Annotated in this window: 12 protein-coding genes; 8 read left to right on the top strand and 4 right to left on the bottom strand. The window is 37.7% G+C overall.

The genetic code is table 11. The features are described 5' to 3' along the window. Positions 1-185 precede the first annotated feature (185 nt). A complete protein-coding gene (gene uvrB, locus MUW74_RS00705) occupies positions 186-2,198 on the bottom strand; it encodes an excinuclease ABC subunit UvrB (RefSeq protein ID WP_243517136.1) in 2,013 nt (670 codons plus the stop codon). Between the two features lie 238 nt (positions 2,199-2,436). Here uvrB and MUW74_RS00700 point away from each other — a divergent pair, with 238 nt between their 5' ends. The 5 genes from MUW74_RS00700 to MUW74_RS00680 all read left to right on the top strand — a co-directional run bounded on the left by MUW74_RS00700 (position 2,437) and on the right by MUW74_RS00680 (position 6,488). Then, positions 2,437-3,705, top strand: coding sequence for a hypothetical protein (locus tag MUW74_RS00700; protein ID WP_243517131.1), 1,269 nt, complete (start codon positions 2,437-2,439; stop codon positions 3,703-3,705). After that, positions 3,689-4,477, top strand: a complete 789-nt coding sequence (locus MUW74_RS00695) for a tyrosine-protein phosphatase (RefSeq protein WP_243517128.1) — start codon at positions 3,689-3,691, stop codon at positions 4,475-4,477. The genes MUW74_RS00700 and MUW74_RS00695 overlap by 17 nt, the downstream gene beginning before the upstream one ends. A gap of 211 nt (positions 4,478-4,688) precedes the next feature. Then, entirely contained in the window at positions 4,689-5,432 is a 744-nt protein-coding gene (locus tag MUW74_RS00690; RefSeq protein WP_243018648.1) for an ABC transporter permease, read from the top strand. A gap of 15 nt (positions 5,433-5,447) precedes the next feature. Beyond that, positions 5,448-6,203 (top strand): ABC transporter ATP-binding protein, encoded by a 756-nt coding sequence (locus MUW74_RS00685; RefSeq protein WP_243517127.1) that lies wholly within the window; start codon positions 5,448-5,450, stop codon positions 6,201-6,203. Positions 6,204-6,266: 63 nt separating this feature from the next. Continuing rightward, positions 6,267-6,488, top strand: coding sequence for a hypothetical protein (locus MUW74_RS00680; RefSeq protein WP_243517126.1), 222 nt, complete (start codon positions 6,267-6,269; stop codon positions 6,486-6,488). Between the two features lie 509 nt (positions 6,489-6,997). On the opposite strand, the gene MUW74_RS00675 is transcribed toward MUW74_RS00680, so the two are convergent. The 3 genes from MUW74_RS00675 to uvrC all read right to left on the bottom strand — a co-directional run bounded on the left by MUW74_RS00675 (position 6,998) and on the right by uvrC (position 13,236). After that, positions 6,998-10,591 carry a sodium:solute symporter family protein gene (locus MUW74_RS00675; protein WP_243517125.1) on the bottom strand — a complete coding sequence of 1,198 codons (3,594 nt, stop codon included), beginning with the start codon at positions 10,589-10,591 and terminating at the stop codon, positions 6,998-7,000. A 102-nt stretch (positions 10,592-10,693) separates the two neighbouring features. After that, on the bottom strand, positions 10,694-11,407 hold the full coding sequence (locus MUW74_RS00670) for a polyprenol monophosphomannose synthase (protein WP_243517124.1): 714 nt from the start codon (positions 11,405-11,407) through the stop codon (positions 10,694-10,696). 23 nt (positions 11,408-11,430) lie between these two features. Beyond that, a complete protein-coding gene (gene uvrC / locus MUW74_RS00665) occupies positions 11,431-13,236 on the bottom strand; it encodes an excinuclease ABC subunit UvrC (protein WP_243517123.1) in 1,806 nt (601 codons plus the stop codon). 354 nt (positions 13,237-13,590) lie between these two features. On the opposite strand from uvrC, the gene MUW74_RS00660 reads away from it, so the two are divergent. From MUW74_RS00660 to MUW74_RS00650, 3 genes are all read left to right on the top strand, one after another. Continuing rightward, positions 13,591-14,169, top strand: a complete 579-nt coding sequence (locus MUW74_RS00660; RefSeq protein ID WP_243517122.1) for an adenylate kinase — start codon at positions 13,591-13,593, stop codon at positions 14,167-14,169. Positions 14,170-14,174: 5 nt separating this feature from the next. Then, positions 14,175-15,173, top strand: coding sequence for a GTPase ObgE (obgE, locus tag MUW74_RS00655; protein ID WP_243517120.1), 999 nt, complete (start codon positions 14,175-14,177; stop codon positions 15,171-15,173). Positions 15,174-15,269: 96 nt separating this feature from the next. Continuing rightward, positions 15,270-16,769, top strand: coding sequence for a lipopolysaccharide biosynthesis protein (locus MUW74_RS00650; RefSeq protein WP_243517119.1), 1,500 nt, complete (start codon positions 15,270-15,272; stop codon positions 16,767-16,769). Positions 16,770-16,998: the final 229 nt, after the last annotated feature.

Below are 16,998 nucleotides of genomic sequence, written 5' to 3'. Positions count from 1 at the left end.
AATCTAATGCGAGGGCTTGATTTTTTGCTTACTTTTTTATCAAGTCAAAAGTAAGATAAAAAAACCTTATAATCAAATAAAAATAATTAACCATCCCTTAAGTTGACGCCATTGGGTGAACGGACACATAAAAAAACAATTAAGAGGGAAGCCCAAAAGGCAGATGCTATGGTCCTGAGCAAATACTACGAATTACTCTGTTTCCTTAGACCTTCTATAGTCTCTTTGAGCCGGTCTGCTTCCAAAAATTGGAGTGCTTCTGCAGCTTGGTACATTTGATCCTCCAATAGTTTAATACGCTGTTCAATCGTTTCTTGATGACCATAAGACAGATCACTATCAGCAGCAACCCTACCCCCTACCCTATCATCATCAGCTATTTTCCGAAAAGAATGGCCCCTTTCATCGGCCAAATCTGTACTGGTGTGTTTTGGGTGTACAGAAATAGGGGTAATATGATTTTGCTGATTATAAGCCATTTGTAAATCACGTCTACGTTGTGTCTCACTAATGGCTTGCTCCATGGAGGTAGTAATCCTATCTGCATACATAATCACACGTCCTTCTGCATGGCGTGCTACCCTCCCTATGGTTTGAATAAGCGATCGCGCATTACGCAAAAAGCCTTCTTTATCGGCATCTAAAATAATCATTAAAGAGACCTGTGGCAGATCTAACCCTTCTCTTAGTAAATTTACACCTACTAGCACATCAAATACACCATTACGTAGTGCATGTAATAGGGCAACACGATCTAGTGTTTTAACTTCAGAGTGAATGTATCTGCAACGAATGTTAGCATGCACTAAATAATCGGTAAGTTCTTCTGCCATACGTTTGGTAAGGGTAGTAATTAATACCCTTTCCTCTTTTTTTACTACCTGTTGAATCTCTTCTAAAATATCATACATTTGATGGAGCGTAGGACGTATCTCTACTTCTGGATCGAGTAACCCGGTTGGACGTATAATTTGCTCTATAACGATACCACTAGAATTTTCTAACTCATAATCAGAAGGTGTTGCACTAACAAAAATAACTTGGTTGATCATTTCTTCAAACTCACCAAAGTTTAATGGGCGATTATCCATAGCAGATGGCAGCCTAAAACCATATTCTACTAAGTTTATTTTTCTAGCTCTATCCCCTCCTGACATGGCCCTGAATTGAGGAATGGTCACATGGCTTTCGTCAATAACCATTAAGTAGTCGTTAGGAAAGTAGTCTAGCAAACAGAAAGGACGCTCTCCAACGGACCTGCCATCTATATAACGTGAGTAGTTTTCAATACCGGTACAATAGCCTAGTTCTCGCAGCATTTCTAAATCCAGTTCTGTTCTTTCTTGTAGCCGCTTGGCTTCTTCATGCTTACCAATTTGATTGAAATAAGCTAACTGTATACCAAGATCTTGTTGAATCTGTCTGACGGCATGATCTAATACATCTTTACTCATCACAAAGAGGTTGGCAGGAAAGATAAAGGCTTCTTGAAGCGTTTTTATTTTTCTACCAGAAGCAGGATCTATGACATAGATGGCTTCCAATTCATCTCCCCAAAAGACAAAACGATAGGCATAGTTGGCATAAGCCACAAATAGATCAATCGTATCTCCCATTACGCGAAAACGGCCTCGTGTAAATGCACTATCATCACGACTGTAGAGCATATCGACAAAATATTTCAACAGATCATTACGCGATAATTGGCAACCTACACGGAATAAATGGCTATTTTGCTTGAAAGATGCTGGCTTACCAAGCCCATAAATACAGGAGACAGAGGCTACTACAATCACATCTCTTCGGTCGCTTAACAAAGCAGAAACGGTACTCAGACGCAACCGTTCTAATTCATCATTAATGGCCAATTCTTTTTCTATATAAATGTCACTGGCTGGTAAATAGACTTCTGGTTGATAGTAATCATAGTAAGAGACAAAATATTCAACCGCGTTGTGGGGAAAAAAGGCACGCAACTCGCTATATAGTTGTGCCGCTAATGTTTTGTTATGGCTGATGACTAGTGTAGGTCTATTTAACGCCTCAATTGTATTGGCTATAGTAAAGGTTTTACCAGATCCTGTAACCCCCATAAGCACTTGGCTAAATAGACCACGTTTGATATTTTCTACTAGTTCTAGAATCGCTTTTGGCTGATCGCCTGCAGGTTCATAAGGTGATACAATTTTAAATGACATAAGGTAACAAATAATCAAAATGATACTGGAAGGATCAAAATAAAAAATAGAAAAGGTAGGATTGGCTAGATCATGGTACAAAAGAAAAGTATTATAGACAAATTTAATTATATAATTAATAAAAACCAGCCTATATATTTTTGTATTTTTATTTTAAAATCAATAAAGTTGTTAAATTTTATAGAAGCATTTAAACCGTAGATGCCTATCTTCTATACTATACTTTACAAAAGCCAAAATGCCCTACGCGAAACAAGCTCCTAAGTTCTTTTTTTTGATACTATGGTTGCAAGCCTTGACCTGGTGTAAGAACCATCCTAAACATGCACCAATATCTATAACCTACCAAGCATCTGATAAACAGTTACCCTTAGAGGGTCAATCAAAAGAAAATGCGCTTTATAAGCCCAATAAGGATGCTGATTGGTATGCTGAATTTGATGCTAAGTTTCATTTTGATCCTGATTTTAATAGGCCTCCTAAAACTGGTTATGCGCTTAATAAGGCAGATAATACGCAAGCTAATGTGGCGTGTAATGCTGATTATCAAAGTAATGATAATGTGCAAATGCCTGCTATAGAACCTCGATTACATCCATCTGATCAAGCAAAAAATAATCTGATTTTCGATTTTGAACGCTTGATTAAGCAGATGCGTGAAGAAGCTGATGCACGAAGAAATATTATATGGGATGTTAAAGGGAATAGATTAACGCGCGTGGTAGGTAACATTAGTCATAGTAGTATCAGCTTATACACCCCAGAAGACTATGTGGTTCAAGGGCTAAATATATATCGTGCGGCAGCAAAGATTTGTACACTATATGGCCAGGGTAGTGCCGTATTTGAACACAAAGCGCATGAGTTTATGAAATATTATTCTGATTGTTCAGAGCAAACAGAAGAATTCTGGATCAATACGATAAAAAAAATAAATCAAGCAGTTGTATTACACTTACAAAAAAGATTGTTTAACGATAAAACTTTGAATGTCATAAACGAAAAATTAAGATTGGCAGAAAACTATGTTGGATTAGATGATACCCATTATAACGTTACTACCATCTTTACGATACAAAACCAGAAATTTGCACTAGAAGATAAACAGGCATTCAAACTAACAGACCAACAGAAAAATGACTATATAAACAGGAAAAAACAAGCCTGGTATAGCTATTTAGATCCATTGGAAACAATGTTCCTGAATGCCTATGTAAATAAATTTTTAGATGGTAACCACTATATACCAACCCAACTTCGAAAAATTCCAGGGCTTAGAAATGCGTATCAAAAAAGCCTCTGGAAATATGACAAAAATCATCAAAAGAAACTATTAGCCATCTATTACCATAGTGGATCATTGGCTTCGCCTATTCAATACAAAGATCAAAACAGTAGGCGTGCTGACTGGCAGATTACTAAAGATAATTGGAATCAGGTACAACAAAAAGACAAAAATGTAGAAGTAATATCTTTAAATTATAACATGAATGTGCCCAGGTTTTGACAACCTACAGGAAAAAAAGATTGTACAGGATACAACAGAGATAGTAGGTGCTGATCGACTGATGAATTTATCAATAAATGGCATCGGAACATCGTCTAATGTTTATGACAAATACATTCAGTTAGTGGGTTATATCGTCAGTTTCTATGAAAAGCAGTATCCCATTTTATGTGAATTATTTACAAATGAGCTAAAGGATAAGACCTTTTTTAGCAAATCAATTAAATTTTTGAATAAAAACTCAAAAGAATCTAGAGATCAAAAAATAAAGCATATCAAGAACCCAAAAGACAAACGTTTTTTTGAGCTATTAATAGCATTAGAAAAACGTGTTAAAGGATCTGCTACTTGGCATAACCTAAAACAAAGCAAAGCGCTTATAAGCGGTAATCCGAATGCCACTACTTGCGCCATATATATTGCTTTTATAGCTTTTATGGGGTCATTAAATCATGATAAGATTATTCCTGCTGTTTTATTTAATTGTAAAAGTGGAAAGGATCGAACTGGTTTGATGAGTCTTTTAATTGATGCCTATATCATTCTCATGCGCTGTCCAAGCCTAACCCAAGATGAGGTTATCAACGTACTCATTCATACGGGGCATTATCAACTTTTAGCTGCCATAAATGGAGGCATGGCGGGTAGATTTGGCCTGAAACCTGTACAAGCGGATCAAATGACGCGTAATGGTACGACCCAACTATTTACTAAAGCAGCAAGGTTAACCGACATTGAGCTAATCAAAAAACAGGTTGAAACCAGAGCATAGACTTCGGCGGTATCTGTTGATATAATGGTGTCAACTTAAGATTTATATATTTTAGCAGGGGCCTTCTAAGCGCCTGGATAGCATACATTTTCAGGCCATTCGGTAAATAGATATATGTATAAATTGATTACTATCTGATTTTTATCTATATTAGCTAGAATGTTATTTAGTTAATCTTAGTTAGTTGGGTTCTACGGTAAGCTTATAAGCTATGATAAAAGCATTAGGGAAATATGCACTTTTTTTAAGTGCCATGTTTGGCAACCCTGTTCCATATCGCATGTTTTTGTCTCGAGTTGCTAAAGAGTGTATGCAAATAGGGGTTGACTCTCTTTTTATTATTTGTATTATTTCTATTTTTATGGGAGGGGCCACCTGTATCCAGCTAGCCTCCCAACTAAAAAGTCCATTTATAACCAAAGATTTTGTAGGTATTGCTGTGCGCAATATGACCATATCTGAATTGGCTCCAACGGTCATTGGTATTGTTTTTACTGGGAAAATAGGTTCTAGTATAGCTAGTGAACTGGGCTCTATGAGAATCACTGAGCAGATAGATGCATTGGAGATTATGGGCGTAAATGCTAATAACTATTTGGTTTTACCTAAAATTATTGCCACTATTTTTATGTATCCATTTTTAGTTATTATTGCGATGTTTCTCTCTATTTATGGTGGATTTCTTGCTTGTAAATGGCTTACCTCAATTCCTCCTCAAGCCTATATCAATGGATTAAGAAATGAATTTGAGCCATATGATATCCATGTAGCGCTTTATAAATCATTGGTCTATGGCTTTATTATCTCTTCCATTGCCTGTTACAAAGGGTTTCTGACAAGGGGAGGATCATTAGATGTGGGCAAGTCTAGCACAAAGGCTGTTACCCATAGTTGTATTGCTATTCTGATAGCAGACTTATTTCTAGTTTATGTTTTACTTGGTCATCGTATTTAAACTGGCCTCTGCTGTATGATTGCCTTTGAGAATATTTCTAAATCTTTTAATCAAAAGATAGTCCTAGATAGGATCACTGGTCTATTTAAGACTGGGCAAATAAGCTTAGTAATTGGTGCGAGTGGTACTGGCAAAAGCCTTCTAGTCAAATGCTTACTTGGTTTAGTAGTACCGGACGAAGGTTTTTCTCTTTTTGATGGCCGCAACCTAGTTTATGGCAATAAGCCATTACAAACCGAAATAAGGAGAGAAGTGGGGATGCTCTTTCAAGGAGGTGCTTTATTTGATTCGAAGAATATAGCCGAAAATGTGCGTTTCCCATTAGATGTGCTGACCAATATGAGTCCAGCCGAAAAGAAAGATCGTGTGGATGAGTGTCTTTTACAAGTCGGCCTGCCAGATGCACACCAAAAAATGCCCAATGAGTTAAGTGGTGGGATGAAAAAGCGAGCTGGTATAGCTAGGGCTATTGTTAACCAGCCTAAATACCTATTTTGTGATGAACCTAATTCAGGATTAGACCCCCAAACTGCACTGAAAATAGATGAATTAATTGCCCAAGTAACCTACACGTATAAAATGACTACAGTAGTAGTAACCCACGATATGAATACTATTCTATCTTTAGGTGATTTTATCATGTTCCTACACCAAGGTAAAAAAATGTGGGAAGGCAGCTCTAAGGATATTTTATATACCAAGCTAATAGAGCTAGCAGATTTTTTATTTGTTGGTAAGATTAAAGAACTGCTTGCTAAGGAAAAAAAATAAGTATCTATTCAGCTGAGTAGTTTGATGTAAGTTTAAGTCATTATAATACAGGGCGCCAAGGCAATGCCTTTAGCATGGGGGCAAAATTATGATGGGTTAGACTGTAGAACACAGCTTAAAGATGTTTTATTATTAACCAAGAAATGTGCTTGGGTCTTGGTAGTAGAAACGGATCCAAAGGCTATTGCGCAACCTATCCATTGTAATCTATCTATAATTGAACAATCTAGTGCCTCTCTTTCTTATCAAAAACTTGCTATTAAAAATATATCCTATTCAGGATAGGCTATTTCTAAGTTGTATATAAAATATATGCATTCAAGGCTATAGTGGTCCTAGGAAAAAGGAATTTTTATCTTACTTTTTTCTTAATAAAAAAGTAAGCAAAAAATCAAGCCCTGTGTAAAGAGTTGCGGCAATCACCTATTAGAGCTGGAAAAACAGAACTCACCCGCTCAGCGGGTTCAAACAAGCTGTTTTTCTAAGCAGCTCTAATAGGTGATTGCTCATCGCAACTATTTTACAAGGGGCGGTTTTTGGCCTTACGGCTATAGCGCTGAATAAATATATAATAACCTGATATTCAATATATTATAGGTATGATGGCCGCCCATAAACAATTGCGGACTTTCCGTAAAATGTAGTCTTTATCTTTAAAATAGCTGTTTCTCAGCGGAGTAGAAAATCATTTTATTTAAAGCCCACGAAGGGGGCTGAGTAAGGGAAACTTTTGCTTTTTGTGCGAGGTGCTATCACAATCACAATAATAATGGATGGATACTACCGGATTAAGGTTAACCATCTTGATCTTGTTTTGCCTCCTTACTTTTACAAAACCCTAGTGCCTGTTGAGCTGCTGCTTCTAATACGGTGGCGATCTCTAAGCCTAAGTAGGCATTGGCTATCTGAAGATCTATAGTGAGCGTTTCTTGTGCCATATGGGCTACCTCAGATAGATGCCTATAGCCTGCTGCATGACGTAAGTCATAAAGCCGCTCAGCCAACTTGATAAAAAGGACAGAAAGCTGGACATGCTCTTCTTTAATTGCTTTTTCCAGGCGATTCTCCACATATAACAAGGAAGGATGATCTAAATCTTGGTGTTGGTCTATTTTTATGACATTGGATACAAAAGCATAAACGCCTAAATTATAATGTTCTTTGATATAAGAGAGAGGCAAACAAGTATGACGCACCAATTCATAAAGCAAAGAAGCATAGACCACTTTAGGGGAGTGAAAAACCCATTCTAGGACTATTTCAGCAATTCCTACTGAACGTACATAAAACAATTGGCCGGATACATGACGCTTAAAACGAAAATGCTGGCGGAGTAATAACAGTAAACCTGAAATTGTTTTCATATCAATAGGATCTTCCGCACACAAAGATTTACAAACATGGTCGTAAAAGCTCATTAGTGCCATCAAGGAATCTGCCTGCTCCTTGGGGGTAACAGGGGCGTCTAAGGCTAAGCAGTCTATTGGTAATTTACCAGTCATTTTATCACGAATAGCCGTAACATCGCTAGGCAGTACAACTAGGATAGCCTTTGCACTACCTTCCGAAGAGGTTTGTAAATAGCCATAATGGGCAGCCACAATGCTCCCGATGGTATCCCACTCAACATCTATTGACGGGGGGGCATCGTGGCCTCTCTGAGGGCCGATTCCATCTATGAGATCACCATAGACCTCCTTTACCTTCGGAAGGATGTCAGAAGCAACTGTAGACTGGCTTACTATGAGTGCAGTAGCTTGAAAATCGATAAAGGATGGAGAGGTGTTATCAATAAGATCTGCTTGCTTAAATTGCAAAGCAGTGTTATGCAATTCTAGCCTAACAACTGGTCTAGCGGAACCCTCTGCCCTACTACTAACCCGTAAAATAGCCTTGACCAATAAGTACACTACTTGATAAATATCGCATACAATATGGGACAATGGTTCCCCATTAGCCGCTTTTATGGGTGCTATAAAGAGTTTAGGAGGGTCAGGTAACTCTTGGGTAAGGGCATATTCTACCTTACGAAGCAATTTATCCACGCTAATCTTAGTAGGCTGCAATAGCGCATGGTTTTTAGACTTTTCTTTTCTATTAAAATAGGTAATCCAATCATAAAGTTTATTGATAATACTCTGAAAATCTTCTTTATACAAAGGCATATTGCCATCTAAAAAGGAAATAGATTCTTCCATCTTACGGACTACTTGAACTAAAATAGAACCATTGCCTTTAGGTGCGCTACCAGCCATTGGGGCCATCGCCAAATCATAGAGAGATGCTTTTAATTTACGAGATGCGCTAATCTTTTCTTGACTTCTTAAGTAGGTGATTTGGTTAACGTAACAATTATTCTTAGCCTTGAGATAAAGAAAAATACTAAAAATAAGTAGGCCTAATACCAAACAAAGCAGCAGCAGCAAAGTCACACCTGATGGAGCCAAAACGAGTGGCTTGGTAGCATAGCCAAAACTAAGGTAGATTACCGTGAGTAATGTTAGGGTCAACAAAACGATACCCAAATATATAGGGCATATCAATAAAGTTACTGTCAAATGTGCCAAGGATAAGCCTAAGGTTAAGAGCAGATGGGTGCCATGCCACCAATGCCAAAGCACATTAATAGGAAGGCAAAATAGTAATCCTATTAGCCACAATAGCCCCATCAACCAAGATGGTATAGCTTTGACATTTTCTGAGATAAAGGTACTGTAGCCTAAAAAACAAGCACCTAGTAAAAGTTGAGGAATTAGCCAATAGTCATGATCTGGGATAGAAGCTATAAAATAAGTGAGTAAATTACTAATGAGCACATAAAGCCCCATAGATCTTAACGTAGCATGACTGGGCCGCAACTTGGCTAAAGTTTGGTTGATATGTATCAAACTATTTTTAATGCTTTCTCGCCGTTCTGCCCGCTTTCTGGCTTTTTCCTGCTGTATCTGATGCAAAGCATCATCTGGCTGAGGCCTAATCCAACCCATACCTTTAGGTTGTTTAAAACAATAGTGGACAACCATCATGGCCAAAGCATTGGCTAGCATGGCCAGGAAAGAACCATCCATACCTGTAGCAGGTTCTACCCACTTGTTCCAGGCTAAAATAGTGAACACGCCTACAACCATACCGATTAAGGCCGTACGAGCACTACCTCGAAATCCAAAAATAGCTAGTATAAAAGGGGCAATTACTATGGGTACATAGCAATTAAGGGCCCAGTACATTAACCTCAGTAAATCATTACAGTAAAAAGTTAACATCATGGATAATAAACCTATTACTAATGTAGCCCATTTAGCTAATTGAAGCTGGTTAGCTTGATCAGTATTTTTGGAACCTCGTATATGGTCTAGAATATCGTGGATAGCTATAACGGCAGAGACATTCAAATTAGAATCAGCTGTAGACATTGCCATAGCTAATAAACTAACCGCAAGAAAAGCTTTAAAAATAGGAGGAATACTATTTACTATATAGGCCCAAATTTCTGCATCTACTAAGTTTGGTGCGCCTGCAAAAGCGAATATACCCACCAAGATGATAAAGCTCCATATAATGGCACTACAAATAGTCACATAAGTAAAAACTTTTTGAGCCTGGAGCGGACCAGAAGCCATGTAGACACGTTGGATAATAGATGGATACATACGGCCTATCAGGAAAGATAAAATCAATAACAACATACTTATTAGCTTCTTATTACAATTAAACAAGCTACTAAATTGAAATTTAGTAGTATGCAGCTCTAAAGATGAGATAATTTCTACAGCTGACTTACCTGTTTTAACGAACATAAACCAAGCAAGTAAAGGAATAATTATCGAAAAAGTTATAAACTGCAGTACATCTGTATAGGTAACTGCACGAACGCCCCCAAAAGTAGAATAAAAAACAAGCACTGAAGTAGAAATAATAGCAGCTATGCTAGGGTCAACTGTATCTATACACATAGTAATAGCCTTAGACATGGCAGTGATTTGCATAGTAACCGCAATTATAGCACCACAAAGGCTAACCAAGGCTACCATAATTCTTGGGCTTTTACCATAAATGGTGCCTATCGTTTCTGCCATAGAAAGGTGTTGCATAAATGGGCCCATACGCAAAGCTAATTTCCCAATAATATAGGCATCAAAGCATGTTACAAGGGTAATAGTTATCCACCAGAGGCCGAGATTATAAACAGACTCTACCGTACGTAGTAAGCCACCTCCACTATAAGCAGTAGCTAAGACGGTAGCAACTAAAGTTGCCGTAGAGAATTGCTTATTACCGACAGCATGCTCTAGAAAAGTAGTCTCTTTTCGACTAAAGTAAATACCTACTGCTAAGGTTAACAACAAAAAAACCGCTACCGTAAACAACGGCATATTCAAGGAGATCATAAAAGCAGTCATAATAAAGTGAATAAAAAAACAAGCAAAACAAATGGTAGCGATTTTTTGCTAGAAAAGCAAAAAGGATAGCTTGGCCGATTAAGACTCACTTCAATTGCGCCATTTCATATCTATCAGTCTCAAAAAACTTTCGCCTGCGATTTTTAAATTCATTTTGGAAACCCCTCGTACTCTATTGGTAAAAGTAATCGGCACTTCTACCATTTTGGCTCCATGTTGATGCGCTAAAAATTTTATCTCTATTTGAAAACTGTACCCTACAGAAGCTATATTCAAAATATTTTTTAGTAAGCTATGCCGATAGCACACAAATCCAGCGGTGGTATCTTGAATCGGCAAGCCCGTAATAAAGCGTGACAACCAATTGGCCATACGGGATAGTAGGATTCTAGTATAAGGCCAATTCACCACAGAGCCCCCGCTAACGTAACGGGAGCCAATAACCATATCGACGCTAGGCTCTGTGCAAATGGTTAATAGCCTAGGTAAATCAGCGGGGGCGTGCGAAAAATCTCCATCCATACTACAAATATAATCATACGAATAGTGCAATGCCCAACCAAATCCAGCCAAATAGGCACGACCCAATCCTTCTTTTTTAGGTCGGCTTAAAAGATGTAATTGACCAGGATAAACTTTTTGTAGTTTTATGACCACATCACCTGTTCCATCGGGGGAGTGGTCATCTACTACCAGCACATTTAACCCTATGTTTAACCCAAAAATAGCCCTTAACAAGAGCTCAATATTGGCTTGTTCATTATAAGTAGGTATAACCACTATAGCACGAAGAAGGGTTGTCATCTTTGTAATCTGTTTGAGCTATTTTAAGTAGTAATCTCTTTTTGAATTACAAAATAATCATGCAAAGACTTAGCTTTTGATGGGCCAATTATTGCGGCCAATGTGGCTAAAGAACTGGTTTGAATCGTCTTAAAATTACCCAATTGGTCTACTAATTTATCTAATGTCTTAGGACCAATGCCCGGAATATCATGCCAAGCAGGTTGAAATGTTTTTTTGCTACGTTGTTTACGGTGAAAGGTAATAGCAAAACGATGCGCTTCATTTCTAATCTGCTGGAGCAGCTTAAGGGAAGGAGACTGCTTATTCAAATACAAAGGGAAAGGATCATTCGGAAAATAAAGTTCCTCTAATCGTTTGGCTATGCTAATAATGGCTAGTTTGCCATATAGGCCTAATTCCTGTAAGGCCCGTAGCGCCGCATTGAGTTGTCCTTTGCCACCATCTATTACAATTAACTGAGGCAATGCTTCTGCTCCTTTTGGGCTATAGCGTCGTTTGATGATTTCATACATAGAAGCAAAATCATCGGGACCTATGACCGTTTTAATATGATAGTGGCGGTAGTCTTTTTTTGAGGGCTTACCATCCTTAAAGCAAACCATAGCAGCTACAGGATGGTCACCTTGTACATTAGAATTGTCAAAGCATTCTATCCAATAAGGGATTTCCTTTAACTTTAAATCGTGTTGTAATTTTACAAGTGTTAAATTAGGTTTTTCTTGAAAATTAGATTTTTGATGCAAAAAATCTTTCTTGCATAATAAAGCATTTTGCAGGGCCAACTCTACTAATTTCCGTTTGTCCCCAATTTTAGGCATCGTGATAGAAAAGGGCCCTATCGTTAGATTGAGTGGCAGATTCACTAAAACTTCTGGAGCTGTACTATCACTGCAATCGCGGAGCGAACAGACTACTAAAGGCAATAGATCAGCGGCTTCTTCTTCCAATTTTTTGGTTAGTACACGATGTTGGGTAAAAGAAATAGCCCCCTGCTTGATATGTAAATAGCCTACAAAAGCATGATTTTCGTCTGAAATAATGGCTACTACATCTAAATCTCCCACTAGTGGATTAATCACTAAGGATTTGGCTTGGTATTGCTCCAATATAATGAGCTTCTCCTTAAAACGTTGTGCTTGTTTGTAATCAAGTAGTTGTGCAGCAGCTAGCATTTTTTCCTTTAATACTTTCCTTACAGAAGCAAAATTATTTTTAAGCAAGGCCTCTATTTGGTCTATCTCTTTTTGATAATTGGTTTCGTCTTGTAAAGCCTGGCAAGGCCCTTTACAATGGCCCAAATGGTAGTCTAAACAAACTTTAAACTTATTTTTAGTGACATTTGCTTGCGAGAGGTTGTAGTTACAGGTACGGAAAGTAAATAATTTTTTAATGACCTCCAAGGTTTGTTTAATAATGTAAGAACTGGTAAAGGGGCCGTAGTATTTCCCCAAAGGGGGTATGGTTTTACGTGTGATGAGCACTTTAGGAAATCGATCATTTGTAATACATAAATAGGGATAGGTTTTACCATCTTTAAGTAAGATATTATATCGTGGCTGAAGCGCTTTGATTAGATTGTTTTCTAAAAGAAGTGCTTCGTACTCGGAGTTTAAAGCGGTATAGGCAATAGAGGCAATGTGCGTAATCATACGGGCTGTTTTGAGGTTATGTACCTTACTAGCAGTAAAATAATCACTTACCCGTTTTTTTATATTTTTTGCTTTCCCTACATAAATAACCTCTTCTTTTTGGTTATAGAATAAATAAATACCTGGCAACGTAGGCAGGTACTGTATGTCATTAGGAGTATAACGTGGTGTTTCCATAGCTATAAAAGTACAAAATACCTAGGTATATGTTCAGACAACGGGAGCATCTTAAGCAAGATCTATATTTATTACGGTTGCATGGAAGGGAAGGTTGTTTGATTCATTGAAAAATAGATGGTTCAGCATTACCCAATTCCTTTAACGGTATCCAGTACCCAAAATAGAACAATCTTGTTCGAACTCTCTTAATAAGATAATCTTAAATAATAGAAATGTAGGACTACGAATATTTTACATACATTTGTAAATTAGTACTTGACTGCGTCAAACTTTTTAAGAAACACCTTTAATGCACTAACAAATATTGTGCTTATTTTAGTGAGATTGGGTTAAAAAACTTTATTGTGATTTATGTTTAATATCATTCTAGTAGGTCCTCCTGGTTCGGGGAAGGGCACACAAGCTGAGCGGCTTATTCAAAAATATGGCTTTATTTCCATCGCTTTGGGTGCTTTATTGCGTCAAGAAATGGCAGAAAATGGGCCGAACAAAAAATTGATTGAATCATACATCAATAGTGGTCAATTGGTACCAGATAGTCTATCTTTGCAATTGATAACGCAGCTGGTGGAAGCACAACCTACTGATGGCTTGTTGTTATTTGATGGCTTTCCTAGAACCCTGGCACAGGCCACTTTCTTAGATAATTTTTTAACGGAATACCAATCTAAAATAGATGGTGTCATCTTTTTAGATGTATCCAGCGAACACTTACTCAAACGGCTTAAACATCGTGCAACCATTGAAGCAAGATCTGATGACCAAGATGATAGCAAAATCAAAACACGTATGCAAATATATCAAGAAGAGACACTTCCTATTCTCAACTATTACAAGGCCCAAGAGAAACTACATTGTGTAAATGGGCTACAAGATGTAGACCAGGTAACTCAAGCCATTGAAGCCATTATGGATAGACTGATATTGTAACGACCATGTCCGTACCCAACTTTATCGATCATGTTAAGCTTTACCTACGCGCGGGCAAAGGAGGAGCTGGTCTGATTCATTTCATACGTGCCAAGTTTGTCCCAAAGGGAGGCCCAGATGGAGGAGATGGAGGGCGAGGAGGGCATATCATTTTACGTGGTGCTAAACAGTATGGTACCTTACTCCATCTTAAATACCGAAAACACATCATCGCAACCAATGGAGAACCAGGGGGAGACAGCTGTAAAACAGGAGCAAGTGGAAAAGATATTATCATAGACGTACCATTGGGTACAGTAGCCAAAGGTGCAGATGATGACCAAGTATTACTAGAGGTGTTGGAGGACAAAAAGAAATATATCTTAATGCAAGGGGGAAAAGGTGGCTGGGGTAATACCCATTTTAAGACACCTACCCATCAAACACCCCGTATCGCTTATCCAGGCGAGGCAGGTAGAGAGGGTTGGACCATATTGGAATTGAAATTATTGGCCGATGTAGGCCTTGTAGGACTACCGAATGCGGGTAAATCTACGCTACTTTCAGTGGTATCAGCAGCCAAGCCTCGGATTGATAGTTATCCTTTTACCACTTTAGTGCCCAATCTTGGTGTAGTAGCTTATCGGGAGAACTATTCTTTTGTTATGGCAGATATTCCAGGGATTATAGAGGGAGCAGCCACTGGAAAAGGGTTAGGTACGCGTTTCCTGCGCCATATCGAACGCAATGCAGTTTTAGTATTTATGGTTAGTGCAACGTCTAATGATATCCATCAGTGTTACGAAATGTTGCGCGGCGAATTAGAAGCCCATAATCCGTCATTACTAGACAAACCCAGCCTATTGGTTATTTCAAAAATAGACTTATTAGATGAAACAGCACGTAAAACCTTGTTACAAACCCTACCGCAGGGAATCACCTGTTGTCTCATCTCTGCTAGCACGGGAGAGGGTATACTACACCTTAAGGACCTAATCTGGGAAAAACTTGCTACCTTGGCATGAAAGAGGCAACAGGGTAATCACATGAAAGCAATATGCAATTGGCTTAAGTGAACCTCAGTGTCTAAATAAATACGGGTATTGAATAGCTAATAATAGATGCAAAATAAGGTCAAAACACTTGGTAAAGAGACTATTATATATAGCATAAGCAATATTATCGTACGTGGATGTTCGTATCTAGTCTTGCTGATTCAAACCCATAGACTAACACCCAGCACTTATAGCATTGTTACAGAATTCTATGGGACTTACCTTGCTTTGGGTCATGTCTTCTACGACTTAGCAATGGATATGACCTATTTTAGGTTTGTCCATAAATTAGGCAAACAATATACTTTCAATATAATTGTAACCCTATTACTGCTTACCAGTCTTGTTTTTTCCACTCTCCTGATTATCTATACACCACAGATCGCAAAGATAACCAACCATTTAGCCCATATACGTTATTTCTACTATATGACTGGTATTCTTATTTTAGATACCTTACTGATGATTCCCTATGCGAACCTACGTGTAGAAAAAAAGACTTTTTATTTTTTATCAGTGAAATTTTTACAAGCTTTTGCCAACATTATTTTTTCTGCTATCCTGCTTTACTTTCCTTTGTGTTTAAGATTAATAGAATGTATAGTAGCTAATTGCTTGAATCTAAAAGTAACTCTAAATGGATTAGATGCTGTGTTCATGGCCAACTTATTGTCTAATCTAACTGCTTTAGCCTTTCTATTACCAAATTTTAAAGGATTTTATTTAGTTTGGCATAGCCATACGCTTCAGCTCATAAGAAGGTATGCAACCACTTCTTTTTTGACAACCCTATTTTTTAGAATTAATGAAACACTACCACTATGGTTATTTCTGAAATTGACTCCTAATAATTTTTATAGTACCCATACAAAAGAGGAAATATTCGGCAACTTTGGTGCTTCTTGTAAGCTAACTGTATGTATAACACTAGGGATTCAGGCTTTTAAACATGCTGCAGAACCTTTCTTTTTTGCTAACTCAGATCGAAAAGAAGCACTAAGATTATATAGCCAAACGATGCATCTATTTATAGTTGTATCTTGTTTTTGCTTATTGATTTTTAGTTTAAATTTAAGCTGGATAGCCAAAATGCTCATTCCGAAAGCAGACTACCGCCATACGGTTGACACCGTACCGTACCTAACATTTACGCATATTGTTTTAGGTGTCTATTATAACATTAGTACCTCATTTAAACTAGGCAATCAACCGCAATATAATGTTTGGATTAGTGCATTTGGCAGCTTAGTGATTGGATCTATGGCGCTTGTATGGATACCAAGTTTGGGTCATTGGGGTTGTGTATATGCTGCTATGAGTGGTGCAGTTGTTATGACACTGATAGGGTATTATATGGGTCAGAGGTGTTATCCAATACCTTATCGTAAAGAAGGTTTTTTACTGATTTTGCTTACATCTTTAGTGGTGGGGCATATTCCTTTATGGCCATCTAAATTAGCTTTTTTAGGTGTAGGATGGGCTTATATATGGCTTCACATAGCTATTTTAGCGATCTTTTATAGGGTAGTTATTGGATGGAAAAAATCCATGAATCTTAAAGAATAATAAAGGTATCTGTTCACGACATTGGTAAAAAAGGCTTTTTATCCTACTTTTTTTTTGATAAAAAAGTGGACAAAAAATGAAGTATCTGTTCCTGACACTGGTAAAAAATGAATCTTTATTGTTACTTTTTTCTTGATAAAAAAGTAACCAAAAAATCAAGCCCTGTGCGAAAAACTGCTGAAAGCTCAGTTTACAGCAGGAAAAACAGAAATCGCCCGCTGCGCGGGCT

Source organism: Candidatus Cardinium sp. cBcalN2 (assembly GCF_022810445.1).
GTDB lineage: Bacteria > Bacteroidota > Bacteroidia > Cytophagales > Amoebophilaceae > Cardinium.
This window is presented reverse-complemented; position numbering and strand designations above follow the sequence as displayed.

Bases quoted from the DNA above. Each gene is read 5' to 3' on its own strand.
- MUW74_RS00675 (WP_243517125.1), bottom strand. From the start codon at position 10,591: ATGATCTCCTTGAATATGCCGTTGTTTACGGTAGCGGTTTTTTTGTTG.
- uvrB (WP_243517136.1), bottom strand. From the start codon at position 2,198: ATGTCATTTAAAATTGTATCACCTTATGAACCTGCAGGCGATCAGCCA.
- MUW74_RS00660 (WP_243517122.1), top strand. From the start codon at position 13,591: ATGTTTAATATCATTCTAGTAGGTCCTCCTGGTTCGGGGAAGGGCACA.
- MUW74_RS00700 (WP_243517131.1), top strand. From the start codon at position 2,437: ATGCCCTACGCGAAACAAGCTCCTAAGTTCTTTTTTTTGATACTATGG.
- MUW74_RS00690 (WP_243018648.1), top strand. From the start codon at position 4,689: ATGATAAAAGCATTAGGGAAATATGCACTTTTTTTAAGTGCCATGTTT.
- MUW74_RS00670 (WP_243517124.1), bottom strand. From the start codon at position 11,407: ATGACAACCCTTCTTCGTGCTATAGTGGTTATACCTACTTATAATGAA.
- uvrC (WP_243517123.1), bottom strand. From the start codon at position 13,236: ATGGAAACACCACGTTATACTCCTAATGACATACAGTACCTGCCTACG.
- MUW74_RS00695 (WP_243517128.1), top strand. From the start codon at position 3,689: ATGTGCCCAGGTTTTGACAACCTACAGGAAAAAAAGATTGTACAGGAT.
- MUW74_RS00650 (WP_243517119.1), top strand. From the start codon at position 15,270: ATGCAAAATAAGGTCAAAACACTTGGTAAAGAGACTATTATATATAGC.
- MUW74_RS00680 (WP_243517126.1), top strand. From the start codon at position 6,267: ATGCCTTTAGCATGGGGGCAAAATTATGATGGGTTAGACTGTAGAACA.
- obgE (WP_243517120.1), top strand. From the start codon at position 14,175: ATGTCCGTACCCAACTTTATCGATCATGTTAAGCTTTACCTACGCGCG.
- MUW74_RS00685 (WP_243517127.1), top strand. From the start codon at position 5,448: ATGATTGCCTTTGAGAATATTTCTAAATCTTTTAATCAAAAGATAGTC.